The following is a 25,220-nucleotide window of genomic DNA, read 5'->3' on the forward strand; positions in this document are numbered from 1 at the left end:
TCAGCTTTGTCCTTCTTCACCGGCAGGCGCGCCGATGAAAACGCCGTACGGCGCCAGCACCAGCATGCGCTTTTCACCCGTGCCCTGCACGACGGCGGTGGACGCCAGCGGCTGTCCGACAAGGGGCTGCAGGCCGTCGGGCAGGGCAAGCGACACCGGCTCGCCGCTGAAGTTGAAGATCGCCTGCAGCGACCGGTCGGCGCTGCGCCGCGCGAAATGCAGCAGGGGCTCGGGCGCGTCGATGAAGTCGATGCTGCCCGTGTGCAGCAGCGGCTGCGTGCGTCGCCAGTGCAGCAGGGCGCGGCTGAAAGCGAGCATCGACGCCGGGTCGTCGGCCTGCCGCTCGACGGCCAGCGGCAGGTGCGGCCCGTACACGGGCAGCCACGGCGCTCCGGTGGTGAAGCCGCCGTGCGGCGCCTCGGCGGTCCACGCGATGGGCGTGCGGCAGCCGTCGCGGCCCTTGAACTCGGGCCAGAAGGCGCGGCCGTACGGGTCTTGCAACAGTTCGAAGGGCACCTCGGCCTCGGGCAGGCCCAGCTCTTCGCCCTGGTAGATGCTGGCGCTGCCGCGCAGCGTGAGCAGCAGCGCGAGCCAGAGGCGGTCGCGCCGGGTGTCGGCCGGGCCGCCGCCGCTCCAGCGCGTGGCGACGCGCGGCACGTCGTGGTTCGACACCGCCCAGCAGCCCCAGCCGCCGGTGGGGGCGAGCGCGCTGTCGAGCGCCTCGACCTGGTGGCGCAGGTGGGCGGGGCGGTGGTCGGCCGTCAGCAGGCTGAAGCTGTAGGCCAGGTGCAGGCGCTTGCCGAGCTCGGTGTACTGCGCCATGACGGGCGGCGCGTTCTCGTCGCCGACCTCGCCCAGCGCCACCGCGCCGTAGCCGTCGAGCAGCCGGCGCAGGCTTTCGAGAAAGGCCAGGTTCTCGACCTGGCTCTTGTCGTACAGGTGCTGCTGCATCGCATACGGGTTGTCGGCGCGCACCGTGCTGACCTCGTCGATCGACGCGAGCGAGGCCGGCGGGTTGTCGCGCAGCAGCGCGTCGTGGAACTGGTGGTTGCAGGCGTCGAAGCGAAAGCCGTCCACGCCGCGTTCGCACCAGAAGCGCACCTCGCCCAGCAGTGCTTCCTGCACCTCGGCGCAATGGAAGTTCAGGTCGGGCTGCTCGGCCAGGAAGCTGTGCAGGTAGTACTGCCTGCGGCGCGCGTCCCATTGCCAGGCCGAGCCGCCGAACACCGACAACCAGTTGGTCGGCGGCGTGCCGTCGGGGCGGGGGTCGGCCCACACGTACCAGTCGGCCTTGGGGTTGTCGCGCGAGCTGCGGCTTTCGGCGAACCAGGCGTGCTGGTCGGAGGTGTGCGAGAGCACCTGGTCGATGATGAGCTTCAGGCCCAGCGCGTGCATGCGCGCCAGCATGGCGTCGAAGTCGGCCAGCGTGCCGAAGATCGGGTCGACCGCGCGGTAGTCGGACACGTCGTAGCCGAAGTCCTTCATCGGCGAGCGGAAGAAGGGAGAGACCCAGATGGCATCGACGCCGAGGCGGGCCACATGTTCGAGCCGGGACGTGATGCCCGGCAGGTCGCCGATGCCGTCGCCGTTGCTGTCCATGAAACTGCGGGGGTAGATCTGGTAGATCACCGCGCCGCGCCACCATTCGCTGTTGCTCGTGTTGCCCATGCCGGTCCCTGTGGTCTGAAAATCATTGTGGCATGCGAAATTCGGGCCAGTGATGCCGCAGTGATACGGCTTGCGCGCGCCACGGTCGCGCGCCGGCGGTCCGTGAAGCTTTCTACACTGGGCGCCGTTGCCGTTTTTTTACATGACCTCAGATTCCGTTTCTTCCCTCGCCGCGCTCGAAGCACGGCTCGCCCAGGACCTCGACTACATCGGCTGGCCCGGCCGCAACTGGATGCCGCCGCGGCAAGCGAATGGCGAGACCCTGCTCGACGTGGCCATCATCGGCGGCGGCCAGGCCGGCCTCGCCGCCTCGGTCGCGCTGATGCAGCAGGGCATCCGCCCCGTGGTGTTCGACCGCTCGTCCGCCGGCAGCGAAGGCCCGTGGGCGACCACGGCGCGCATGGAGACGCTGCGCTCGCCCAAGGAACTCACCGGCCCGGCGATGGGGCTGCCCGCGCTCACCTTCCGCGCGTGGTTCGAGGCCCAGTTCGGGCGCGAGGCCTGGGTGGCGATGGACAAGATCCCGCGCCTGCAGTGGATGGACTACCTGGTCTGGTACCGCCGCGTGATGGGCGTGGACGTGCGCAACGACACCACGGTGACCGGCATTCACCCGCTGCCCGACGCCACCGGCGTGCGGCTCGCGCTGCGCACGCCGCAAGGCCCACGCAGCGTGCTGGCGCGCCGCGTCGTGCTGGCCACCGGGCGCGACGGCCTCGGCGGGCCGTCGGTGCCGGCGTTCGTCGACGCACTGCCGCGCTCGAAGTGGGCGCATTCGTCCGACGAGATGGACTACGGCCGGCTCAAGGGCCTGCGCGTGGGCGTGATCGGCGCGGGCTCCTCGGCCATGGACAGCGCGGCGACCGCGCTGGAAGCCGGCGCGCGCAGCGTGGAACTGCTGATCCGCCGCGCCGACCTGCCGCGCGTCAACAAGGGCAAGGGCGCGGGCGTGCCCGGCCTCACGCAGGGGCACTACGACCTGCCGGACGCGCTCAAGTGGCGCGTGCGCCACTACATCAACGTGCTGAACGTGCCGCCGCCGCACGGCAGCACGCTGCGGGTGTCGCGCCATCCCCATGCCTTCTTCAACTTCGGCTGCCCGGTGCTGTCGGTCGCGCAACAGGGCGAGGCGATGCGCGTGTCGACGCCCAAGGGCGACTTCGAATTCGACTTCCTGATCGTCTCGACCGGCTTCAAGGTCGACTGGGAACACCGCCCGGAGTTCGCCGGCATCGCCCCCTTCGTTCGCACCTGGAAGGACCGCTTCACGCCCGCGCCCGGCGACGAAGACCAGGAGCTGGCCGATTCGCCCGACCTCGGGCCGGTGTTCGAATTCCAGGAGCGCGTGCCGGGCGACTGCCCGGGGCTGTCGCGCATCCACTGCTTCTGCTATCCGGCGGCGCTGTCGCACGGCACGGTGTCGGGCGACATCCCGGCCATCAGCGAAGGCGCCAGGCGCCTGGCCGGCGGCATCGCCAGCCTGTTCTACCGCGAAGACTTCGACCACCACTACGCCTACCTCGAGGCCTACGCCGAGCCGGAGCTGTTCGGCGACGAATGGACGCCCGCGCTGCCGCCGCAAGAAAGAAACTGACCGATGACGACAAGCATTCCCGACGTGATCGACGTGATCGACGCAATTGTGGCGCTGGCGCCCGGCCACCCCACCTGGGCGCTGCGGCGCCAGCGCGAGAAGGTCGTGGCCGCCACCCAAGGCAGCCACGACGCCATGTTTTCCCCGGCCGTCGAAGGCCTGACGGTGCAGGAACGCCTGCTGGTGGCGCTGCATGCCTGCCGCGTGTCGAAGGCCGACAGCCTGGCCGCGCAGTACCGTGACCGGCTGGTGGCCGAGGGCGCCGGCGAGCCGTTGATTGCCGCGGTGGACGCCGGCGAGCCCGTGGCCGACGCGCGCCTGCAGGCCGTGCTGGCCTTCACCGGCAAGCTGATCCAGCGCCCGATCGAGGGCGACCGGGCGGCGGTGCAGTCGCTGGCCGACAGCGGCCTGTCGACGCCCGCCATCGTGGCGATGAGCCAGCTGATCGCGTTCCTGTCGTACCAGATCCGCCTGGCCGCCGGCCTGCAGGCGCTGGCCGCCGCGGAGGTGAGCGCATGAGCACCCCGATCCGAATCAACGGCTTCACCACCGACGTGCTCAAGTGGAAGCCATGGCTCGACACGGTGAACGTCGACACCGCCACGCCGACCCAGTTGGCGGCGCTGGACGAGATGAGCCCGCAGGCGCGCACCTCGCCGTACTTCCTGGTGCTGGCGCACCAGCCCGAGATCCTGCTGCAGCGCTCCATCGCCTTCAACGCGATCATGTTCGCGCCGGGCGGCCTGCCGCGTGCCGAGCGCGAGCTGGGCGCCACGGTCGAGTCGCGCGTGAACGGCTGCGTGTACTGCGCGTCGGTGCATGCACAGCGCTTCGCGCAGCTGGCCAGGCGCGACGACGTGATTTCGCAGGTGTTCGAGGAGCCCGCCACGGCCGGCACCACGCCGCGCGAGCAGGCCATCGTCGCGTTCTCGATCCGCCTGGGCGCCGAGCCCGACAAGGTGTCGCCCGAGGACATCCGGGCGCTGAAGGCGGCCGGGCTGGGCGAGCTCGAGATTCTCGACCTGGTCCATTCGGTGGCCCTGTTCGCCTGGGCCAACCGGCTGATGCTCAACCTCGGGGAACCGGTGTTCCCCGAAGCCTCTGCTTCATAGTCACAGGCGGGCCAGCAGCCCGGCCACGGTCTCGCGGGCCAGGCCCAGCGGCTCGAGCAGGTCGTTCTCGCGCCGGTAGTCGATGCCGTTGACCAGCGAGGCCGCATCCACGATGGTGCGGGTCGCGGGCGTCGGCACGCCGGCCATGGCGCCCAGTGCCTCGACGAACGCCAGGCCGTAGGGCATGTCTTCGGTCACGTAGCGGGTGTCGACCTGCGTGGGGCCGGGCGGGCCGCCGCGCTTGGCGTGCAGCTCGGCGGCGATGTCCGCGAGTTTTTCCGACGCGGTGCCGAAGGAGCGCGCGAAATGCGCCTCGATGGGGCCGACCTCGATGCCGAAGGCGGCCGCCACGGCGCGCCGCTCCCGGTCGAGCGCCTCGATCGCGCGCGACACGCCGGGCGTCATGCAGTGGTACTGCGGCCAGTTCTCGGCGCGCTCGATGCGGGTCCAGTTGAAGACCGCGAGCGGGCCGTGCGACTGCGGGTTGACGTTGGCCAGCGCGCTGGCCAGCGCACTGCCTTGCACCGAGAAGCCGTCGCCGAACAGCGCGGTGCACAGCGCGACCGCCTCGTGCGCCCTGGCCGCGGGCAGGGCGGAGACGCCGACGGCCTTGCGCCGCGTCATCACCCTGACCTGCGTGCCGGACTCGCGGCGCGCGGTCAGCACGGTCGTGCCGAAACTGGCGACCGTGACCTGCCGGCCGGCGCGCAGCGCCGCCTCGTGCAGATAGAGCGACGACAGCGAGGCCATCGAGCTGACGATCACCGTCTGGCCGTCGCGCAGGAAGGGCAGCAGGGCGTCCATCACGCGCTTGTGGCCGTTGACGGGCAGGGCCAGCAGCAGCACGTCGGAGGCGGCGCAGAGCCCGGCCGCGTCGCCGGCGACCTCGACGCTCACCGAAAAGGACTGCAGGCCGCCGGCTTCCAGCGGCTGCGTGCGCAACGCGTCGGCCCCCCGGCCGCCCGGCGACCACACGGTGACACCGTGGCCCGCCCGCCGCAGCCAGGCCGCGCTGGCCAGCGCAATGGCGCCGGCGCCCGCGATGCCGACGCGGTATTTTTCGCCCGGAACCTCAGTCAACCTTGATCCCGCCCTGCTTGATCACCTTGGCCCAGCGCTGGCTGTCTTCCGCCACGACCTTGCCCAGCGCGGCCGGGCCGCCGCAGGTGTTGACCGCGCCCAGCTGGGCGAAACGCTGCTTCGTTTCCGGCAGGTTGCACACCTCGACCAGGGCGGCCGACAGTTTTTCGACGCTGGCGGCCGGCATGCGCGCCGGCGCCATCACGCCGACCCAGACCGGCACTTCCATGCCCGGCAGCTTCGTGGCCTCGCCGATGGTGGGCGCCGAGCCCATGCTGGGCAGCGACACGCGCGAGAAGGTGCCGAGCACGCGCGCCTTGCCGCTGGCGACCATCGGCTCGATGGACGCCACGCTGGTCACGATGGTTGCCACCTGCCCGCCCAGCAGGTCGGTCATGGCGGGGGCGGCGCCCCGGTAGGGCACGTGCAGCAGCTCCACGCCGCTGGCCTGGGCCAGCAACGCGCCGGTCAGGTGCGAGACGGTGCCGTTGCCGGTCGAGGCGTAAGTGACGAGGCCCGGGCGGGCCTTGGCGTCGCGCAGCACGTCGGCCACCGTCTTGTAGGGGCTTTCGGTGCGCACGGACAGCGTCATGGGCGTGTCGGCCACCAGCGCCACCGGCACCAGTTCGTGCACGGGGTCATAGGGCAGCTTGGACTGCAGATGGGGGGCGATAGTCACCGCGCCGCCGGTGGCCAGCAGCACCGTGGCCCCGTCGGTCGCCTTGGCCACCGCGTCGGCGGCCACGATGCCGCCGGCGCCGGCCTTGTTGTCGATGATGACCGGCTGGCCCAGCTTGTCGGTCAGCTTGGCGCCCAGGTAGCGGGCGATCATGTCCTGCGCGCCGCCGGTGGCGAAGGGCACCACGATGCGCAGGGGCTTGTCGTTCTGCTGGGCCCACAGGGGCGTGGCGGCAAGGCCGGCGGCAGCCGCGAGGGCCAGGGCGAGGTGTTTCAGGCGCAGTGTCATGGTGTTCCAGCCGGTGCGAAAACCTGCCGGGCGGCAGGCGTTACTCGCGCAACACGCGGGTTACGAGCCCCAAGTCTAGAGTCTGCGCTCCGGGGCTTTCTCCCGGGCGCGATAATCCCGCGTTCCCGGCCGCCTTGCGCCGGGCTCTTGCCGAACCGCCATGAATCCCAGCTACAAACCCAGCGACGTCGAGTCCGCTGCCCAGGCGCAATGGAGCGCCGCCGATGCCTACCGCGTCACCGAGGACGCGAGCCGCAAGAAGTACTACGCCTGCTCGATGCTGCCGTACCCCAGCGGCAAGCTGCACATGGGCCACGTGCGCAACTACACGATCAACGACATGCTCACGCGCTACCTGCGCATGAGCGGCTACAACGTGCTGATGCCCATGGGCTGGGACGCCTTCGGCCTGCCGGCCGAGAACGCGGCGCTGAAGAACGGCGTGCCGCCGGCCAAGTGGACCTACGAGAACATCGCCTACATGAAGGGCCAGCTTCAGGCCATGGGCCTGGCGATCGACTGGAGCCGCGAGATCGCCACCTGCGACCCGAGCTACTACAAGTGGAACCAGTGGCTGTTCCTGAAGATGCTCGAAAAGGGCATTGCCTACCGCAAGACCCAGGTCGTGAACTGGGACCCGGTCGACCAGACCGTGCTGGCCAACGAGCAGGTGATCGACGGCAAGGGCTGGCGCACCGGCGCCACGGTCGAGCGCCGCGAGATCCCGGGCTACTACCTGAAGATCAGCGACTACGCCGAAGAACTGCTCGAGCACACCCAGCACAAGCTGCCGGGCTGGCCCGAGCGCGTCAAGCTGATGCAGGAGAACTGGATCGGCAAGAGCGAAGGCCTGCGCTTCGCCTTCACGCATGACATCAAGGACGCGAGCGGCCAGCCCATCCAGGACGGCCGCATGTACGTGTTCACCACGCGTGCCGACACCATCATGGGCGTCACCTTCTGCGCCGTGGCGCCCGAGCACCCGCTGGCCGCCCACGCCGCCACGCTCGACCCGAAGGTCGCGGCCTTCATCGAGGAGTGCAAGAACGGCGGTACCACCGAGGCCGAACTGGCCACGCAGGAAAAGAAGGGCGTGCCCACCGGCCTCACCGTGACGCACCCGATCACCGAGGAGCAGGTGCCGGTGTGGGTCGGCAACTACGTGTTGATCAACTACGGCGACGGCGCCGTGATGGGCGTGCCCGCGCACGACGAGCGCGACTTCGCCTTCGCCAACAAGTACGGCATCGAGATCATCCAGGTGGTGCTGGTGGACGACGAGCCGCACTTCGACTATCACAAGTGGCAGGACTGGTACGGCGACAAGACGCGCGGCGTGACCATCAACTCCGACAACTTCAGCGGCATGACCTACAAGGAGGCCGTGGCCGCCGTGGCGCATGCGCTGGGCCAGAAGGGCCTGGGCGAGCTGCAGACCACCTGGCGCCTGCGCGACTGGGGCGTGAGCCGCCAGCGCTACTGGGGCACGCCGATCCCGATCATCCATTGCGACGAACACGGCGCGGTGCCGGTGCCCGAGAAGGACCTGCCGGTGGTGCTGCCCACCGACTGCGTGCCCGACGGTTCCGGCAACCCGCTGAACAAGCACGAAGGCTTCCATGCCGGCGTGGTCTGCCCGGTGTGCGGCAAGGCCGCGCGGCGCGAGACCGACACGATGGACACCTTCGTGGACAGCTCGTGGTACTTCATGCGCTACTGCGACCCGAAGAACGACGAGGCCATGGTGGCCGGCGGCGCCGACTACTGGATGCCGATGGACCAGTACATCGGCGGCATCGAGCACGCCATTCTTCACCTGCTGTACGCACGCTTCTGGACCAAGGTCATGCGCGACCTGGGCCTGGTGAAGGCCGACGAGCCCTTCAGCAAGCTGCTCACGCAGGGCATGGTGCTCAACCACATCTTCTACAAGCGCAACGAGAAGGGCGGCAAGGACTACTTCCCGCCCACCGAGGTCACGACCGTGCTCGACGCGCAGGGCCGCATCACCGGCGGCACCACCGCCGACGGCACCAAGGTCGAGTACGGCGGCGTGGGCAAGATGGGCAAGAGCGAGCGCAACGGCGTCGACCCGCAGGACCTGATCGAAAAGTACGGCGCCGACACCGCCCGCCTGTACACCATGTTCACCGCGCCGCCCGAAGCCACGCTCGAGTGGAACGACGCGGCCGTGGAAGGCAGCTACCGCTTCCTGCGCCGCGTGTGGAACTTCGGCGCCGCGCAGGCGGACGTGGCCCCGGTCGCGCTGGCCGGCCAGGCCTTCGGCAAGGGCGCCCAGGCGCTGCGCCGCGAGGTGCACACCGTGCTGCGCCAGGTCGACTACGACTACCAGCGCATGCAATACAACACGGTGGTGTCGGGCGCCATGAAGCTGCTCAACGCGCTGGAAGGCTTCAAGCCCGACGGCAGCAAGGGCGACGCGGCCGCGCTGCGCGAAGGTTTCGGCATCCTGCTGCGTTGCATGTACCCGGCCACGCCGCACATCGCCCAGCAGCTGTGGAACGAACTCGGCTACGACAGCGGCCTGGGCGGCCTGGGCGGCCTGCTCGACGCGGCCTGGCCGACGGTCGACGTGGGCGCGCTGGTGCAGGACGAGATCGAGCTGATGCTGCAGGTCAACGGCAAGCTGCGCGGCAAGCTGCTGGTGCCGGCCGGTGCCTCCAAGGACGAGATCGAGAAGCTCGCGCTGGCCTGCGACGACTTCGTCACCTTCGCCGAGGGCGCGCAGCCCAAGCGCGTGATCGTGGTTCCCGGCCGCCTGGTCAACGTGGTCATTTGAACGACTCAAGCATGAACACTCGCAATGTCTCGCTGCCGCGCCGCGGCTTTCTCCTCGGTCTGACGGCGGCGGGCGCCTCGCTCGGCCTGGCCGGGTGCGGCTTCGAGCTGCGCAAGGCGCCGGTCTTCGCATTCAAGACGCTGTCGGTGTCGGGCAACTCGGCCATGATCAACCAGATCCGGCGCGAACTGCGGGCGACCGGCACCGTGACGCTGGTGTCCACCGACGCGCCGGTTGCCGGCAGTCCGGCCCCGGCTTCCACGGCCGACGTGGTGCTCGAGATCCTGGGCGAGGACCGCAACCGATTCGTCATCTCGACCAATTCCGCCGGCCTGGTGCGCGAACTGCAGCTGCAACTGCGCGTGCGCTTTCGCCTGCGCACCCCGGGCGGCAAGGACCTGCTGCCGGCCACCGAGGTCTCGCAGACGCGCGACCTGAGCTTCAACGAAACCAACGCGCTGGCCAAGGAAGGCGAAGCCGACCTGCTGTTCCGCGACATGCAGTCGGACATCGCGCAGCAGCTGATGCGCCGCCTGGCCGCCGTCAAGGAACTCTGAGCCCGCGCGCTCCGGCCATTCCATCTCCATGCAACTTGCCAGCGCCCAACTCGGGGCCCACCTGCAGAAGGGCCTCAAGCCGCTCTACACGATCCACGGCGACGAGCCGTTGCTCGCGCAGGAAGCGGCCGACGCCATCCGCGCCACCGCGCGCGCGCAGGGCTACACCGAGCGCAGCTCGTACACCGCCGCCGGCGCGCATTTCGACTGGAGCGCGGTGCTCGCCGCGGGCGGCTCGCTCTCGCTGTTCGCGGACAAGCAGATCGTCGAGATCCGCATTCCGTCGGGCAAGCCCGGCAAGGACGGCAGCGCCGCGCTGCAGCACCTGGCCGAGGCCGCGCCCGGCAACGACAGCACGCTCACGCTGGTGATGCTGCCGCGCCTGGACAAGGCCACGCGCACCGGCGCCTGGTTCTCGGCGCTGGAGAACAACGGCGCGAGCATCCAGGTCGACCCGATCGAGCGCAACGCGCTGCCGCAATGGATCGCGCAGCGCCTGGGCCAGCAGGGCCAGCGCGTGATGCCCGGCGACGAAGGCCAGCGCACGCTGCAGTTTTTCGCCGACCGCGTGGAGGGCAACCTGCTCGCCGCGCACCAGGAAATCCAGAAGCTCGCGCTGCTGCATCCGGCCGGTGAGCTGAGCTGGGAGCAGGTCGAAGGCGCCGTGAACAACGTGGCGCGCTACGACGTGTTCAAGCTCTCCGAGGCGGTGCTGGCCGGCAACCCGCAGCGCGTGGCGCGCATGCTCGACGGCCTGCAGGCCGAGGGCGAGGCCGAGGTGCTGGTGCACTACACGATCGCCGAGGACATCCGTGCGCTCAAGCGCGTGAAGGACGCCATGGCGTCGGGCCGCCCGCTGCCGATGGCGCTGCGCGAGAACCGCATCTGGGGCCCGCGCGAGCGCGCCTTCGAACGCGTGCTGCCGCGGCTGGACGACCGCATGCTGGCGCGCCTGCTGCGCGCCGCCCACCTGGTGGACGGCATCGTCAAGGGCTTGAAGCAGCCCGACTGGCCCGCCAGCGGCTGGCAGGCCTTGCAGCGTCTGGCGTTGATGCTGTGCCGTGCCTGCAGCAGCGCGGCGGCGCCGCGCAGGGCCTGACCCTCCGGATGGCTCGAGGCATCAAAAAGCCTCCGTCAGCCGGACGACGTATCGGCGTGGGAAAATGCCGCGCATGAACGCGTTCAACGTCAGCGAGCACATGCAGACCCTGGGTCTGCAAGCCAAAGCCGCTGCATTCCTCATGGCCCGTGCGGATGCAGCTACCAAAAACATAGCATTGAAGGCCCTCGCCCGGCGCCTTCGCGACGCCGGCCCGGCGTTGGCCGCCGCCAACCAGAAAGACCTGGAGCGCGCCACGGCCGCCGGCCTCTCGGCGCCGATGGTCGACCGCCTCAAGCTCACGCCCAAGGTCGTCGAGACCGTGGCCCTGGGCTGCGAGCAGCTCGCGGGCATGGCCGACGTGATCGGCGAGATCATCGGCATGAAGCAACAGCCCAGCGGCATCCGCGTGGGCCAGATGCGCGTGCCGATCGGCGTCTTCGGCATGATCTACGAGAGCCGCCCCAACGTGACCATCGAGGCCGCGAGCCTGGCCATCAAGAGCGGTAACGCGGCCATCCTGCGCGGCGGCTCGGAAGCCATCGAGTCGAACAAGGCGCTGGCGCTGCTGGTGTCCGAGGCGCTGGCCGAAGCCGGCCTGCCGGTCGACGCGGTGCAGTTGGTGCAGACCACCGACCGCGAAGCCGTCGGCCAGCTGATCGCCATGCCCGAATTCGTCGACGTGATCATTCCGCGCGGCGGCAAGGGCCTGATCGAGCGCATCAGCCGCGACGCCAAGGTGCCGGTCATCAAGCACCTGGACGGCAACTGCCACGTCTACGTGGACGACACGGCCGAGTTCGACATGGCGCTGCGCATCGTCGACAACGCCAAGACCCAGAAGTACAGCCCCTGCAACGCCGCCGAAGGCCTGCTGGTGTCGGCCACGGTGGCGGAAGACTTCCTGCCCGAGATCGCCGCCATCTTCGCGGCCAAGGGCGTGGAAATGCGCTGCGACCCAGCCGCCGCCGCCATCCTGCGAGCCGACGGCGCGGCCAGCCCGCAGGCGAAGGTGCTCGACGCCGTGGAGTCCGACTGGTCCGAGGAATACCTCGCCGCGGTCATCAGCATCAAGGTGGTGTCGGGTGTGGACGAGGCCATCGCCCACATCAACCGCTACTCGAGCCACCACACCGACGCGATCGTCACGCGCGACCACGTGCACGCGCAGCGCTTCCTGCGCGAGGTCGATTCGGCCAGCGTGATGGTCAATGCAAGCACGCGCTTCGCGGACGGTTTCGAGTTCGGGCTGGGTGCCGAAATCGGCATCAGCACCGACAAGTTCCACGCCCGGGGCCCGGTGGGCATCGAAGGACTGACCTCGCTCAAGTACGTGGTGCTCGGGCAAGGCGAAGTCCGCAGCTGAGGCGTTGCCGTGCAAGGCGGACGGGTTGAACCAAGTCCGCCCTGTCCGGTCTTGTCATTGGGGCGGCCATCCCCAAATCCTACAATTCCGCTCCACCTTTAAGCACAAAACCAACAAGGCCGCCGCATGGTTCCGCATCTCGTCACCGCCCTGACCGGCCCGATCAACGAACTGGAGCAGCGGGTGCTCGACTCGATGCCCGCCATCGAGCGCTGGTTCCGGCTCGAGTGGATGGAGCACACGCCGCCGTTCTACAGCGCCGTGGACATCCGCAACGCGGGCTTCAAGCTCGCGCCGGTGGACACCAATCTGTTCCCGGGCGGCTGGAACAACCTCACCAAGGAAATGCTGCCGCTGGCCGTGCAAGCCGCGCAGGCCGCCATCGAGAAGATCTGCCCGGAAGCGCGCAACCTGCTCGTCATTCCCGAGAACCACTCGAAAAACACCTTCTATCTGGCCAACGTCGCGCAACTGGTGCGCATCTTCCATATGGCGGGGCTCAACGTGCGCATCGGGTCGATCGACCCGGCCATCAAGTCGCCCAAGAAGATCGAATTGCCCAACGGCGACACCGTGACGCTCGAGCCGGTGGTGCGCACCAAGCGCCGATTGGGCCTGAAGAACTTCGATCCCTGCACAATTCTGCTCAACAACGAGCTTTCCGCGGGAACGCCCGGCATCCTCGAGGACCTGCACGAGCAGTACCTGCTGCCGCCGCTGCACGCGGGCTGGTCGGTGCGCCGCAAGAGCAACCACCTGCACAGCTACGAAGAGCTGTCCAAGCGCTTCGGCAAGCTGCTGGGCATCGACCCCTGGCTCATCAACCCGATCTATGCGCGCGCCGAAGGCGTGGACGTGGCCGAAGGCCGCGGCATCGACGTGCTGACCAGCCACGTGGACGCGGTGCTCACCAAGGTGCGCCGCAAGTACAAGGAATACGGCATCAACGAGAAGCCGTTCGTGGTCGTCAAGGGCGGCCACAGCGGCAGCGGCAGCCCGGGCGTGGTGACGGTGCGCGATGCCAAGGACGTCGAATTGCTGATCGGCAAGTCGCGCGGCGCCAGCAGCGCGCCCGCCGCGACCATCCGGGCGAGCCTGTCGCGTGAACCGCGCGATCTGCGCGAACCCACCGAACTGATCGTGCAGGAAGGCGTGCTCACCAACGAGCGCGTGCACAACGGCGTGGCCGAGCCGGTCGTCTACATGATGGACCGCTACGTGGTCGGCGGCTTCTACCGCGTGCACGCCGAGCAGGCGGCCGACGAGAACCTCAAGCTGCCGGGCGCGAGCTTCGTGCCGCTGGCGTTCTCCGAGAGTGCGCACTTGCCTCAGCCCGGCGCCAAGCCTGGCGCCAGTGCACCCAACCGCTTCTACATGTACGGCGTGGTCGGGCGGCTGGCCATGGTGGCCGCCAGCTACGAGATGGAAGCGACCGACCCGGACGCCGAAATCTACGAATGATTGTGGGGCCGGGCTGCGGCGACTTGCGCCGCCCCCAGGCAACGGCAGAATAGCGGCCCCACAGCAACGGAAAAAAAAGGGCGGGAGGGGCACCGAGGTGAACTAAAGTTCGCCTCCATCGCACCCCGGCGCGTCTGACGCGCCGACACCAGCAGCCTGCCCTTTTCCCATCGACTTCGTGTCAGCCCCCAAATCTCTCTCAGCCGGCCTCATCGTCGGCGCCATCGGCGTCGTCTATGGCGACATCGGCACCAGCGTGCTGTACGCCGTCAAGGAAGTGTTCGGTCACGGCCATGTGCCGTTCACCGTCGAGAACGTCTACGGCATCCTGTCGATGTTCTTCTGGACACTGACCGTCATCGTCTCCATCAAGTACGTCGTGCTCGTGCTGCGCGCGGACAACGAAGGCGAGGGCGGCCTCGTGGCCATGCTCGCGCTGGCGTCCCGCGCGGTGGCCGACAAACCCAGGCTGCGCCACGTGCTGCTGGTGGTAGGCATCTTCGGCACTTCTCTTTTCTATGGCGACGGGGTCATCACCCCGGCGATCTCGGTGCTCTCCGCGGTCGAGGGCCTGGAGGTGGTGTCGCCGCACTTCTCGCACTACGTCATTCCGCTCACGCTGGTCGTGCTGTTCTGCCTCTTCGTGGTGCAGAAGCGCGGCACGGCGGGCATCGGCAAGTTCTTCGGGCCGGTCACGCTGGTGTGGTTCCTGGCCATTGCCGTGCTCGGCGTGTCGCAGATCCTGCACCACCCTGAAATCCTGAAGGCGCTGAACCCGTTCTATGCGCTGAAGTTCATCTGGGACAACCCCGGCACCAGCTTCATCCTGCTGGGCGCCACGGTGCTGTGCGTGACCGGCGCCGAGGCGCTGTACGCCGACCTGGGCCACTTCGGCAAGCGCCCGATCCGCGTGGCGTGGTTCTCGGTCGTGATGCCCGCGCTCACGCTGAACTACTTCGGCCAGGGCGCGCTGCTGCTGGAGAACCCCGAGGCGGTGAAGAACCCGTTCTTCATGATGGCCCCCGAATGGGCGCTGGTGCCGCTGGTGCTGCTGGCCACCGCGGCCACGGTGATCGCGTCGCAGGCCCTCATCACCGGCGCCTTCAGCGTCACGCGCCAGGTCATCCAGCTGGGTTACCTGCCGCGCCTGAACATCGAGCACACCAGCGTGCGCACGGCCGGCCAGATCTACATTCCGCTGGTCAACTGGGGCCTGTTCGTGGCCATCGTGCTGGCGGTGGTGATGTTCCGCTCGTCGAGCAGCCTGGCCGCGGCCTACGGCATCGCCGTGACCACCGACATGCTGATCACCACGGTGCTGACCTTCTTCGTGATCCGCTACGCGTGGAAGCTGCCGCTGCTGCTGTGCGTCGGTTCCACGGCCGTGTTCTTCTTCGTCGACTTCATGTTCTTCGCCTCGAACCTGCTCAAGCTGTTCGAGGGCGGCTGGTTCCCGCTGATGATCGGCGGCTTCGTCTTCACGCTGATGATCACGTGGAAGGAAGGCCGCCGGCTGATGGGCGAGGCGCAGCATGCCGACGCGATCGACCTCAAGTCCTTCCTCGACTCCGTGTTCGTGAGCCCGCCGGTGCGCGTGGAAGGCACGGCCGTGTTCCTCACGGCCGAGCCCGGCACCGTGCCCAACGCGCTGCTGCACAACCTCAAGCACAACAAGGTGCTGCACGAGCAGAACATGTTCGTCACCGTGCGCAACCACGAGGTGCCCTGGATCCCGATGGACAAGCGCATCGAGATCGACGCGCTGGGCAACCACTGCTGGCAGGTGATCGTGCACTACGGCTTCAAGAACGACATCGACCTGCCGCGCGCGCTGGAGAACGCGCGCATGCGCGGCTGCCAGCTGGAGCCGATGACCACCAGCTACTTCCTGTCGCGCGACGTGGTGATTCCCACGCTGGGCAGCGGCATGGCACCGTGGCGCGAGAAGCTGTTCGCGCAGATGCACCACAACGCCAGCGGCGCGGCGGCCTTCCTGGGCCTGCCGAACAACGCGGTGGTGGAACTGGGCTCGAAGATCGAGATCTGAGGCGCGGCCCTGGGCCCTGGGCCCTGGGCCCTGGGGCTTGGCTCAGCCCAGCCCCAGCATCTGCCCCAGGCTGCGCTGCGACGCCGGACGGTCCAGCGCAATGTTCCGTTCGAGCACCAGCAGGTGCTCCTCCATCGCGCGCACCGCGGTGTCTTCGTCGCCCCGCGCGATCGCATCGACCACCACCGCATGCTCGTCGTGTTCGCACGAGGCATTGCCGGGCGGCTCGTACAGCGCCACGATCAGCGAGCAGCGCGACATGAGCTCGCTCAAATAGCGCTCCAGGATCGGGTTGCGCGCGAGCCGCGCCACGCGCAGGTGGAACGAACTCGCGAGCCGCGCCCAGTCGGGCTGCGTGTAGCGGTGCATTGCCGCGTGCTCTTCCTTCAGGTGCCGCCGCAGCTCGGCCACTTCGGCCTTGGTCGCGTTGCGCACCGCCATGCGCACCAGCGCGGCCTCCAAGGCGCGGCGCGCCTCGAAGATCTGCCGCGTTTCCTCCGGTGAAGGCATCGCGACGATGGCGCCGCGGTTGGGCCGCAGCTCCACGATGTGGTCGTGCGCGAGCCGCTGCAGCACCTTGCGCACCAGCGCGCGGCTCACGCCGAACAGCTCGCACAGCGAGGCCTCGGGCAGCTTGGTGCCGGGCGCCAGGCGCTGGCGGGTCACGCCTTCGAACACCGAGCGGTAGATGCGCTCCTCGATGTCGCCGTCATCGGCTGCCGGCGCGGCGGCTTCGGCAAGGGAAGACGGTTTGCCCTTGGTGGCAGGCCTGGTGGCGGGCTTGCTGGCGGGCCTTGCGGCGGGCTTCGGCGGCGAGGGGGAACGGGCCATGGAATGGAAGGCAGGCGGTGGGGAACGCGCCGATTATCGAGCGCCTCCGCCTGCCACGCGCTGCGAGCGTCTCAGTCGAACGCGCCTGGCCGTTCCAGCGCGAGCCGCGCCATGTGCGAGGCGATCTCGCCCGGCGTGGTGAACCAGATGTCGCCGCGGTCGCGCGCATGCGCCAGGTGCGCCAGCGCGGTGCGCAGGTGGCGCAGCCGGTAAGGCTGGCCCACGATGTACGGATGCAGCGCAAGGCCCATCACCAGCGGCTGCGCGCGCGACTGGCCGAGCATCTCCTCGAAGTTGTCGACCACTATCGCGCTGAAGTCCTTCGCGTCCATCAGGCGCCCGACGATCATCGGGATGTCGTTGAGCTCCTGCGGGTACGGCACCGACCACAGCGAGCCGCCGCCGCGCGTGCGCATGCGAATCGGCTGGTCGTCATGGCACCAGTTGAGCGTGTAGCTGTAGCCGGTCTCGGCCAGCAGGTCGGGCGTGACGGCGCTCTCCGAGATCCAGGGCGAGAGCCACCCCGCGGGCGCCTGGCCGCTCTCGCGCACCATGCGTTCGCGGCAGCGCTGCAGCAGCGCGCGCTCGTGTGTTTCGTCGAGCACGCCCTGGCGTTCGGCGTTGCTGTGGCCGTGGCCGATGAGCTCGTCGCCGCGCGCCACCAGTGCCCGCACCAGTTCCGGGCAGTGGTCGTACAGCGCGGTGTTGACCAGCGCGCCGGTCGGCAGCGCGAGCGCGTCGAACAGCTCCAGGCAGCGCCACGCGCCCACGCGGTTGCCGTACTCGCGCCAGCCGTGGTTGAGCACGTCGGGCTGCGGCGAGGCCGGGCCGATGCAGGCGCCCAGCCCGTCGCCGAAGGCGAAGTGCTCGACGTTGAAGCCCAGGTACACCGCCAGCCGCGCGCCGTTGGGCCACACGTAGTCGGGCCGCCGCGTGATGGGGCGGTAGTCGAAGCGGTCGTGCGTGGGAAGCCGCTCGGGCCAGCGCGTCGTCATGCCCGCGGCCTCACAGCACCGCGAGGCCGGCGCGCACCAGCAGCCATTCGGCGCTGTCGTTCCACACGTCCATCTGCACGATGAGGCCGTGGCGCACCACGTAGCGGTCGACGTAGCGGTTGTCCTCGAAGGCGGTGCCGTCGGGCCACGCGCCGTACAGCGTGCCGAGGCTGTAGACCACGGTTTCCTCGGGCGTGCCGCCGGCCACCGTCTCGGTGCGCTCGATCTTCTTCTTGACCCACGCATAGCGCTTGGCATTGAAGGCCGAGGTGTCGCCCGGCGCGCTCATCGGCCGGTTGCCGGTGAAGCGGATGCGGATGCCGGGCGCGGTGAAGCGCGAGGCCGACTGCGGGTCGGGAATCATCACCAGGCGAAGGAACTCGTCGACCACCGCGGCGGGGTCGAGCAGGGGGGTGTCTTGCGAAGCGGGCGTGTCCATGAGGTTCTCCGGTCTTTGTGGGCCATGGCGGTGCATGGCGGCTGCGGTGGCGGGAATCGTGCAATTCCCGTGCCTGATTGTCTACACGATGAATTTCAGATTGTCGACAATTTCTAATTCAAATTGTTAACTTGGCATGCCGCTTGCATCCGGTTCGAGCCGGTCGCTTCGGCGCATTCCGATGCACCTCGATGGGTGCGTCGCCGCTGTCCCTCCACTGTCCCTCCACCGTCTTTCCCTCTTTCTTTCGAACCAGGAGCCCGTCAATGACCCACCCGCTTCGCTTCCACCGCCGCACGCTGTGCCTTGCAGCCGTTGCCGCCGCCTGCCTTTCGCACGGCGCCTCGTTCGCCGCCGAGCCCATCAAGATCGGCCTGGTCACGGCGCTGTCGGGCCAGTCGGCGCTGGCCGGTGAAGCCATCACGCGCGGCCTCGCGGTGGCCATCGACGAGATCAACGCCAAGGGCGGCCTGCTGGGCGGGCGCAAGCTCGAGCTGGTGCGCCGCGACGACGAGGCCAACCCCGCCAAGGGCGTGGTGGCCGCGCGCGAACTGATCTTCAAGGAGAAGGTGGCCGTGCTGTTCGGCGGGCTCGACACGCCGGTGTCGATGGCCATCGTGCCCGTTGCCAACCAGGAGAAGACGCCCTTCATGGGCCCCTGGGCCGCGGGCACGCCCATCACCAAGAACGGCGCCAACCCCAACTACGCCTTCCGCGTATCGGCGGTCGACGAGATCGTCAACGTGGGCATGCTCGACTACGCGCAGAAGACGTTCAAGTCGAGCAAGTTCGGCATGATCCTGGTGAACAACCCGTGGGGCGAATCGAACGAGAAGGGCCTGCACGCCGCGCTCGCCGCCAAGGGCCTGAAGGCCGTGGGCGTGGAGAAGTTCGACGGCAACGACGTCGACGTGGTGCCGCAGCTCACGCGCCTGAAGGCCGCGGGCGCCGACACGCTCTTCATGGTCGGCAACGTCGGCCCGTCGGCGCAGGTGGTGAAGTCGCTCGACCGCATGGGCTGGCAGGTGCCCATCGTGTCGCACTGGGGCCCGGCGGGCGGCCGCTTCACCGAGCTGGCCGGTCCCAACGGCAAGAGCGTGCACTTCGTGCAGACCTACAGCTTCTTCGGCAAGCAGTCGCCGGTGGGCGAGCGGGTGATCGCCGCGCTCAAGGCCAAGTACCCGGCCATCAAGGGCCCGGACGACATCACGCCCGCCGTGGGCGTGGCCAACGCCTACGACGGCATGCAGTTGGCCGCGCTGGCCATCGCCGCCGCGGGCTCCACCGACGGCGACGCGGTGCGCCAGGGCTTCTACAAGATCGGCAGGTACGAAGGCCTCATCAAGACCTACGACAAGCCCTTCTCGCCCGCGGTGCACGACGCCGTGACCGCCGGCGACTACGTGTGGGCGCAGTTCATCGACAACCGCATCCTGCCCGTGGGCATGGTCGCGTCGAAGTAAGCCGGCAGGCAAGAAAGAGGACCGCGCGCAATGCTGCTTTCCGCATGGATCAGCGGGTTGGGGCTGGGGAGCATGTACGGGCTGATCGCCCTGGGCTTCTACGTCACCTACGCCGTTTCGGGCACCGTCAACTTCGCGCAGGGCAGCGCGATGATGCTGGGCGCGGTCTTCACCTTCTGGCTCGCGCGGACGCTGGGCTGGCCGATGCCGCTGGCCATCGCGGTGGCGCTCGCGCTGTGCGGCGTGTATGGGCTGGTGGTCGAGTTCGTGGCGGTGCGCCCGTTCGCGAGCCGCGGCTCCGAGGCCTGGCTCATGGCCACGGTGGCGCTCGGCATCGTGGTCGACAACCTCGTGATGTTCACCTTCGGCAAGGAGCCGCGCAGCCTGCCGTCGCCGCTGGCGGTCACGCCGCTGCAGGTCGGCGACGTGGGGCTGGGCGTGTACCCGCTGCAGTTGCTGATTCCGGTGGCGGGGCTGGCACTGGCTGCCGCGCTGCACGTGGTGGCGCGGCGCACGCGCTGGGGCGTGGGCATGCTGGCCGTGGTGCAGAACCCGGCGGCCGCGCGGCTCATGGGCATTCCGATCCGGCGCGCGGTGGCCGCGGCCTTTGCGCTGTCGGCCGTGTTCGCGGGCGTGGCGGGCGTGCTGATCGCGCCGCTGTTCAACGTGCAGGCCGACATGGGCACGCTGTTCGGCCTGAAGGCCTTCGCGGTCGCCATCCTGGGCGGCATCACCAGCGCGTGGGGCGTGATGGGCGCGGGGCTGCTGTTCGGCCTGGCCGAGGCGCTCATCACCGCCACGCTGGGCTCGGGCTACACGCAGATCCTGACCTTCGGCCTGGTGATCGTGGTGCTGGCGCTGCGGCCGCAAGGGCTCTTCGGCCGCGCGGCGGTGAAGAAGGTATGAGCGCCGCCGGCATGCGCTGGCCCGCGCTGATCGGGCTCGTGCTGACCATGGCGGCGGGCGTGGCGCTCGCGGCCACGGTCAACGGCTACTACGTCTTCGTGCTGGCCAACGTCGCGCTGTTCGCGATCGTGGGCATCGGGCTCAACGTGCTGCTCGGGCTCACGGGGCAGATGTCGTTCGGGCACGTGGGCTTCTATGCGATCGGCGCGTACGCGGTCGCCATCCTCACGAGCAAGGCCGGCTGGAGCTTCTGGGCCGCATGGCCGGTGGGCGCGCTCATTGCGGGCGCGATGGGCGCCTTGCTGGCACTGCCTGCATTGCGCGCGAAGGGGCCTTACCTCGCGATGATCACCATCGCCTTCGGCTTCATCGTGGAGCACGCCATCGTCGAGGCGCGCGACCTCACGGGCGGGCAGAACGGCATCATGGGCATCGCGGGGCCGTCGCTCTTCGGCCTGGCGCAGGGCGAGCGCGCCGCGGCGATGCTGGCGGTGCTCACGGCGGGCGTGGCGCTCGTGGCCTTCGCGCTGCTGTCGCGCGGCGGCTGGGGCGCGGCGATGCGCGCGGTGCGCGACAGCGAGACGGCGGCCGAGTCGGTCGGGCTCGACCCGCTGCGCATCAAGACGGTGGCCTTCGCGCTGTCGGCGCTGTGCGCGGGCGCGGCGGGCGGGCTGTTCGCGCCGCTGTCGGGCTTCGTCACGCCGCACACCTTCGGCTTCGGGCAGTCGATCCTGTTCGTGCTGGTGGTGATGATCGGCGGCGCCGGCTCGGTCGCCGGGCCGGTGGTGGGCGCGCTGGTGGTGGCGTTGCTGCCCGAGGTGCTGGCGAGCCTGGAGGAATACCGGCTGCTGTTCTTCGGCCTGCTGCTGCTGGTCGTGCTGTGGGCGGCACCGGACGGTGCCGCAGGGTTGTGGCGGCGCGTGACGGCGCGGTTCGCGAAGCGTCCGCCGGCGGTGCCGCTGCAAGCCGACGGCACCGGCCTGCCGCCGCGCCAGGCCGGCGCACCGATCCGCACCGACGGCCTCACGATGCAGTTCGGCGGCGTGCGCGCCGTGAGCGACCTGGCCTTCGGCACGCACGCGGGCGGCATCACCAGCCTGATCGGGCCGAACGGCGCGGGCAAGACGACCGTGCTGAACATGCTGAGCGGCTTCTACAGGCCCACGGGCGGCGGCTTCCGGCTGGGCGAGGCGCCGCTGCAGGGGCTGCGCGCCTTTCGCATCGCGCGCGCCGGCGTGGCGCGCACCTACCAGACCTCGCAGCTTTTCGGCAGCCTCAGCGTGGAAGACAACGTGGCGCTTGCGCTGGGGCGCGGCACGCTCGGGCCGCTGCTCGGCGCGCGGCGCTACCGCTCGGGCGCAGCGCGCGCGCAGGCGCGGCAGCTGCTGGCCTTCTGCGGCTATGCCGGTTCGCCTGATACGCCGGCGGCGGACCTCGCGCACGTCGACCGCCGGCTCGTGGAGATCGCACGCGCGCTGGCCACGTCGCCGCAGGCGCTGCTGCTCGACGAGCCCGCGGCCGGCCTCTCGCGCGAAGACAAGACGCAGCTCGCTGCGCTGCTGCAGCGCATCGCGGCGGCTGGCATCGGCGTGCTGCTGGTCGAGCACGACATGGAGCTGGTCATGGGCATCTCCGACCACCTCGTGGTGCTCGATGCCGGGCAGCGGCTGGCCGTGGGCGACGTCGCCGCGATCCAGGCCGACCCGGCGGTGCGCAAGGCCTACCTGGGCGAAGCGCTGACGGCCGGCGCATCCACCAAGGCCCCGCGTCCCGCCTTGGCGGCGGACGCGCCCGAGGTGCTCGGCATCGGCGCGCTGGTGGCGGGCTACGGCGCGGAGCCGGTGCTGCACGGCATCGACCTGCGCGTGCGGCGCGGCGAACTGGTGGCGCTGCTGGGCGCCAACGGCGCGGGCAAGTCGACGCTGATGCGCTCGCTGGCCGGGCTGCACCGGCCGGTGCAGGGCGGCATCCACCTCGAAGGCACCGAGCTCGCGGGCCTGCCGGCCGAACGCATCGTGGCGCGCGGGCTGGTGCTGGTGCCCGAAGGACGCCAGGTGTTCCCCGAGCTCAGCGTGCGCGACAACATCCGCCTGGGCGCGTTCCTCGACGGCCGCGACATCGACGCGCGCACCGAGGCGATGCTCGGGCGCTTCCCGCGCCTGCGCGAGCGGCTGCACCAGCGCGCGGGGCTGCTGTCGGGCGGCGAGCAGCAGATGCTGGCCATTGCGCGCGGGCTGATGTCTCGGCCGCGCGTGCTGCTGCTCGACGAGCCCTCGCTGGGGCTGGCGCCGAAGATCATCGCGGAGCTGTTCGAGGCGCTCGACGCGCTGCGCGCCGAAGGCCTCACCGTGCTGCTGGTCGACCAGATGGCGGCGCTGGCGCTGGCACTGTGCGACCGCGCCTATGTGATGGAAGGCGGGCGCATCGTGGCGCAGGGCAGCGCGGCCGAAATCGCCGCGGACGGTGCCTTGGCCAAGGCTTACCTGGGCGCCGGCTGAGCGCTGATTGAGCCCCTGAAGCCGCCCGATGCGGCTGTGTCGGCCTCCCGGCACAATCGCGCGATGCGTTTTTTCAAGGATCTGAGCCTCTCGGCTTTCACCGCGGGCTTCGTCGCCGTGCTCGTGGGTTTCACGAGTTCGGTGGCCATCGTGTTCCAGGCCGCCCAGGCCTTCGGCGCCACGCCGGAGATGGCGGCCTCGTGGATGTGGGCGCTGGGCATCGGCATGGGGCTGGCGTCGGCGCTGCCCTCGCTGTGGTGGCGCAAGCCCGTGATGATCGCCTGGAGCACGCCCGGCGCGGCCGTGCTGGCGGTGGCCGGCATGGGCTACAGCATGAACGAGGCGGTGGGCGCCTTCATCGTCTGCGCGGTGCTGATGGTGCTGGCGGGCGCCACCGGCTGGTTCGAGCGCGTGATGAACAGGATTCCCATGGCCATCGCCTCCGCGCTGCTCGCGGGCGTGCTGGCGCGCTTCGGGCTGGGCGCCTTCATCGCGGCGCAAACCGCGCTGCCTCTGGTGCTGCTGATGCTGGGCACCTACCTCGTCACCAAGCGGCTGCTGCCGCGCTACGCGGTGCCGCTCACGCTGTTGGTGGCCATCGTCTACGTGGCGGCGCGCGGCCAGTTGGCGTGGTCGGCGGTGCATTTCTCGCTCACCTGGCCGGTGTTCACCCTGCCGGTCTTCACCTGGCAGGCCATCGTGAGCCTGGCGCTGCCGCTGTTCGTGGTGACCATGGCCTCGCAGAACCTGCCGGGCGTGGCGGCCATTCGCGCGGCCGGCTATGGCGAGCTGCCGGTCAGCAAGCTCATCACCATCAGCGGGCTGACCACGCTGGTACTGGCGCCCTTCGGCGCCTTCGCGCTGAACCTGAGCGCCATCACCGCGGCCATCTGCATGGGCCGCGAGGCGCACGAAGACCCGGCGCGGCGCTACACGGCGGCCGTGAGCTGCGGCGCCATCTACGTGGTGATCGGGCTGTTCGGCGCGGCCGTCACGGGCCTGCTCACCGCGTTCCCCAAGGAACTGGTCGCGGCCATTGCCGGGCTGGCGCTGCTGGGCACCATCGGCGGCGGGCTGGCGGCCGCGGTGCGCGACGAATCGCACCGCGAGGCGGCGCTCATCACCTTCCTGGTGACGCTCTCGGGCGTCACGCTGGCGGGCATCGGCTCGGCCTTCTGGGGCGTGGTGGCCGGGGCGGTGGCGCTGGCGGTGCAGCAGATCGGCCGCGAGCGACATCCGCGGCATCTGGAAAAGCAGCCTGAAAAGGCCCCCGCCGGCAAGGACATCGCCGCTTCCGGCAACATCGCGCCCGATACCCCTGAGGCTGCCGTTCCCGGCGCCGGAAAGAACACCTGATGAAAAACATCCTCTTCGTCGCCGATCCGCTCGACCAGTTCAAGATCTACAAGGACACGACCTTCTCGATGATGCGCGAGGCGCAGCGCCGCGGCCATCGCATCGCGGCCTGCCTGCCGCAGGACGTCCAGTGGAAATCGGGCGGCCAGGTGACGGCCAACGTGCAGCAGATCACGCTCACGGGCGACGCGAAGGACTGGTACACGGTCGACATCGCCGAGTCGAAGGCGCTGAAGGACTTCGACGCCGTGCTGATGCGCAAGGACCCGCCCTTCGACGCCGAGTACATCTACGCCACGCACCTGCTGCAGCAGGCCGAGCGCGAGGGCGCGCAGGTGGTCAACTCGCCACGCGCGCTGCGCGACCACCCCGAGAAGCTCGCGATCATGGAGTTTCCGCAGTTCGTCACGCCCACGCTGGTCACGCGCAGCGCGCAGGCCGTGCGCGACTTCCACGCGGAGCACGGCGACATCATCCTCAAGCCGCTCGACGGCATGGGCGGCATGGGCATCTTCCGCGTGAAGCAGGACGCGCTGAACCTGGGCTCCATCGTCGAGACGCTCAACAAGGACGGCGCCGAGACCATCATGGTTCAGCGCTTCGTGCCGGAGGTGGTGCAGGGCGACAAGCGCATCCTGATCATCGCGGGCGAGCCGGCACCCTTCGTGCTGGCGCGCATTCCGCAGGGCACCGAGGTGCGCGGCAACCTGGCCGCCGGCGGCAAGGGCGTGGCCCAGCCGCTCACCGCGCGCAACCGCGAGATCGCCGAGGCCGTGGGCCGCGCGCTGGCGCCGCGCGGGCTGCTGCTGATCGGGCTCGACGTGATCGGCGACTCGGTCACCGAGATCAACGTGACCAGCCCGACCTGCTTCCAGGAAATCACCGAGCAGACCGGCTTCGACGTGCCGAAGATGTTCATCGATGCGCTGGAAGCGCATCTGAGTCAAAAAGGCCGCTGACGCACGTCCGGCGTGCGTGGTG

Annotated in this window: 20 protein-coding genes; 14 read left to right on the forward strand and 6 right to left on the reverse strand. The window is 69.6% G+C overall.

Annotated elements, in window-relative coordinates; all coding sequences use genetic code 11:
- Positions 1-1,668, reverse strand: a complete 1,668-nt coding sequence (locus tag BM004_RS15610; RefSeq protein WP_093214623.1) for an alpha-glucosidase — start codon at positions 1,666-1,668, stop codon at positions 1-3.
- A 142-nt stretch (positions 1,669-1,810) separates the two neighbouring features.
- Between BM004_RS15610 and BM004_RS15615 the strand changes: the two genes are divergently transcribed.
- The 3 genes from BM004_RS15615 to BM004_RS41980 are packed head-to-tail and all read left to right on the forward strand — an operon-like array spanning position 1,811 to position 4,374.
- Complete coding sequence (locus tag BM004_RS15615) at positions 1,811-3,262, forward strand: NAD(P)-binding domain-containing protein (protein WP_093214625.1); 1,452 nt, start codon at positions 1,811-1,813, stop codon at positions 3,260-3,262.
- A gap of 3 nt (positions 3,263-3,265) precedes the next feature.
- Entirely contained in the window at positions 3,266-3,781 is a 516-nt protein-coding gene (locus BM004_RS41975) for a CMD domain-containing protein (protein WP_093214628.1), read from the forward strand.
- Entirely contained in the window at positions 3,778-4,374 is a 597-nt protein-coding gene (locus tag BM004_RS41980; RefSeq protein WP_093214631.1) for a peroxidase-related enzyme, read from the forward strand. The genes BM004_RS41975 and BM004_RS41980 overlap by 4 nt, the downstream gene beginning before the upstream one ends.
- Here BM004_RS41980 and BM004_RS15630 read toward each other — a convergent pair whose 3' ends face one another.
- Both BM004_RS15630 and BM004_RS15635 read right to left on the reverse strand, forming a co-directional pair.
- The gene (locus tag BM004_RS15630; protein WP_093214633.1) at positions 4,375-5,454 is read right to left on the reverse strand and encodes an NAD/NADP octopine/nopaline dehydrogenase family protein; all 1,080 of its coding nucleotides are present in this window, start codon (positions 5,452-5,454) and stop codon (positions 4,375-4,377) included. It abuts the gene before it with no gap.
- Positions 5,447-6,421, reverse strand: coding sequence for a Bug family tripartite tricarboxylate transporter substrate binding protein (locus BM004_RS15635; RefSeq protein ID WP_093214636.1), 975 nt, complete (start codon positions 6,419-6,421; stop codon positions 5,447-5,449). The genes BM004_RS15630 and BM004_RS15635 overlap by 8 nt, the downstream gene beginning before the upstream one ends.
- Positions 6,422-6,581: 160 nt before the next feature.
- Between BM004_RS15635 and leuS the strand changes: the two genes are divergently transcribed.
- The 6 genes from leuS to BM004_RS15665 all read left to right on the forward strand — a co-directional run bounded on the left by leuS (position 6,582) and on the right by BM004_RS15665 (position 15,751).
- A complete protein-coding gene (gene leuS / locus BM004_RS15640; RefSeq protein ID WP_093214638.1) occupies positions 6,582-9,221 on the forward strand; it encodes a leucine--tRNA ligase in 2,640 nt (879 codons plus the stop codon).
- 11 nt (positions 9,222-9,232) lie between these two features.
- Positions 9,233-9,778 (forward strand): LPS-assembly lipoprotein LptE, encoded by a 546-nt coding sequence (gene lptE / locus BM004_RS15645; RefSeq protein ID WP_093214641.1) that lies wholly within the window; start codon positions 9,233-9,235, stop codon positions 9,776-9,778.
- Positions 9,779-9,806: 28 nt separating this feature from the next.
- The gene (gene holA, locus BM004_RS15650; protein ID WP_093127283.1) at positions 9,807-10,877 is read left to right on the forward strand and encodes a DNA polymerase III subunit delta; all 1,071 of its coding nucleotides are present in this window, start codon (positions 9,807-9,809) and stop codon (positions 10,875-10,877) included.
- 73 nt (positions 10,878-10,950) lie between these two features.
- A complete protein-coding gene (locus tag BM004_RS15655) occupies positions 10,951-12,243 on the forward strand; it encodes a glutamate-5-semialdehyde dehydrogenase (protein ID WP_093214991.1) in 1,293 nt (430 codons plus the stop codon).
- A gap of 126 nt (positions 12,244-12,369) precedes the next feature.
- On the forward strand, positions 12,370-13,704 hold the full coding sequence (gene gshA, locus BM004_RS15660) for a glutamate--cysteine ligase (RefSeq protein ID WP_093214643.1): 1,335 nt from the start codon (positions 12,370-12,372) through the stop codon (positions 13,702-13,704).
- Between the two features lie 178 nt (positions 13,705-13,882).
- Entirely contained in the window at positions 13,883-15,751 is a 1,869-nt protein-coding gene (locus BM004_RS15665) for a potassium transporter Kup (protein WP_093127278.1), read from the forward strand.
- A gap of 42 nt (positions 15,752-15,793) precedes the next feature.
- Here the strand turns inward: BM004_RS15665 and BM004_RS15670 are convergent, their stop codons facing one another.
- The 3 genes from BM004_RS15670 to BM004_RS15680 all read right to left on the reverse strand — a co-directional run bounded on the left by BM004_RS15670 (position 15,794) and on the right by BM004_RS15680 (position 18,016).
- The gene (locus BM004_RS15670; RefSeq protein ID WP_093214646.1) at positions 15,794-16,582 is read right to left on the reverse strand and encodes a GntR family transcriptional regulator; all 789 of its coding nucleotides are present in this window, start codon (positions 16,580-16,582) and stop codon (positions 15,794-15,796) included.
- 71 nt (positions 16,583-16,653) lie between these two features.
- The gene (locus BM004_RS15675; protein ID WP_093214649.1) at positions 16,654-17,577 is read right to left on the reverse strand and encodes a polysaccharide deacetylase family protein; all 924 of its coding nucleotides are present in this window, start codon (positions 17,575-17,577) and stop codon (positions 16,654-16,656) included.
- A 10-nt stretch (positions 17,578-17,587) separates the two neighbouring features.
- Positions 17,588-18,016 (reverse strand): hypothetical protein, encoded by a 429-nt coding sequence (locus BM004_RS15680; protein WP_093127270.1) that lies wholly within the window; start codon positions 18,014-18,016, stop codon positions 17,588-17,590.
- 266 nt (positions 18,017-18,282) lie between these two features.
- Between BM004_RS15680 and BM004_RS15685 the strand changes: the two genes are divergently transcribed.
- Genes BM004_RS15685 through gshB form a run of 5 tightly spaced genes read left to right on the forward strand, consistent with a single transcriptional unit; the run spans position 18,283 to position 25,198 of the window.
- Positions 18,283-19,479, forward strand: a complete 1,197-nt coding sequence (locus BM004_RS15685; RefSeq protein ID WP_093214652.1) for an ABC transporter substrate-binding protein — start codon at positions 18,283-18,285, stop codon at positions 19,477-19,479.
- Positions 19,480-19,509: 30 nt separating this feature from the next.
- Positions 19,510-20,385, forward strand: coding sequence for a branched-chain amino acid ABC transporter permease (locus tag BM004_RS15690; protein WP_093127266.1), 876 nt, complete (start codon positions 19,510-19,512; stop codon positions 20,383-20,385).
- Positions 20,382-22,883 carry a branched-chain amino acid ABC transporter ATP-binding protein/permease gene (locus BM004_RS15695; RefSeq protein ID WP_218152698.1) on the forward strand — a complete coding sequence of 834 codons (2,502 nt, stop codon included), beginning with the start codon at positions 20,382-20,384 and terminating at the stop codon, positions 22,881-22,883. Before BM004_RS15690 ends, BM004_RS15695 begins: the two co-directional genes overlap by 4 nt.
- A 36-nt stretch (positions 22,884-22,919) precedes the next feature.
- The gene (locus BM004_RS15700; RefSeq protein WP_256219912.1) at positions 22,920-24,239 is read left to right on the forward strand and encodes a benzoate/H(+) symporter BenE family transporter; all 1,320 of its coding nucleotides are present in this window, start codon (positions 22,920-22,922) and stop codon (positions 24,237-24,239) included.
- Positions 24,239-25,198: a glutathione synthase gene (gene gshB / locus BM004_RS15705; RefSeq protein ID WP_093214658.1), complete on the forward strand. Its 960-nt coding sequence runs from the start codon at positions 24,239-24,241 to the stop codon at positions 25,196-25,198. Before BM004_RS15700 ends, gshB begins: the two co-directional genes overlap by 1 nt.
- Positions 25,199-25,220 lie beyond the last annotated feature (22 nt).

Source organism: Variovorax sp. OK212 (assembly GCF_900112425.1).
Lineage (GTDB): Bacteria > Pseudomonadota > Gammaproteobacteria > Burkholderiales > Burkholderiaceae_C > Variovorax.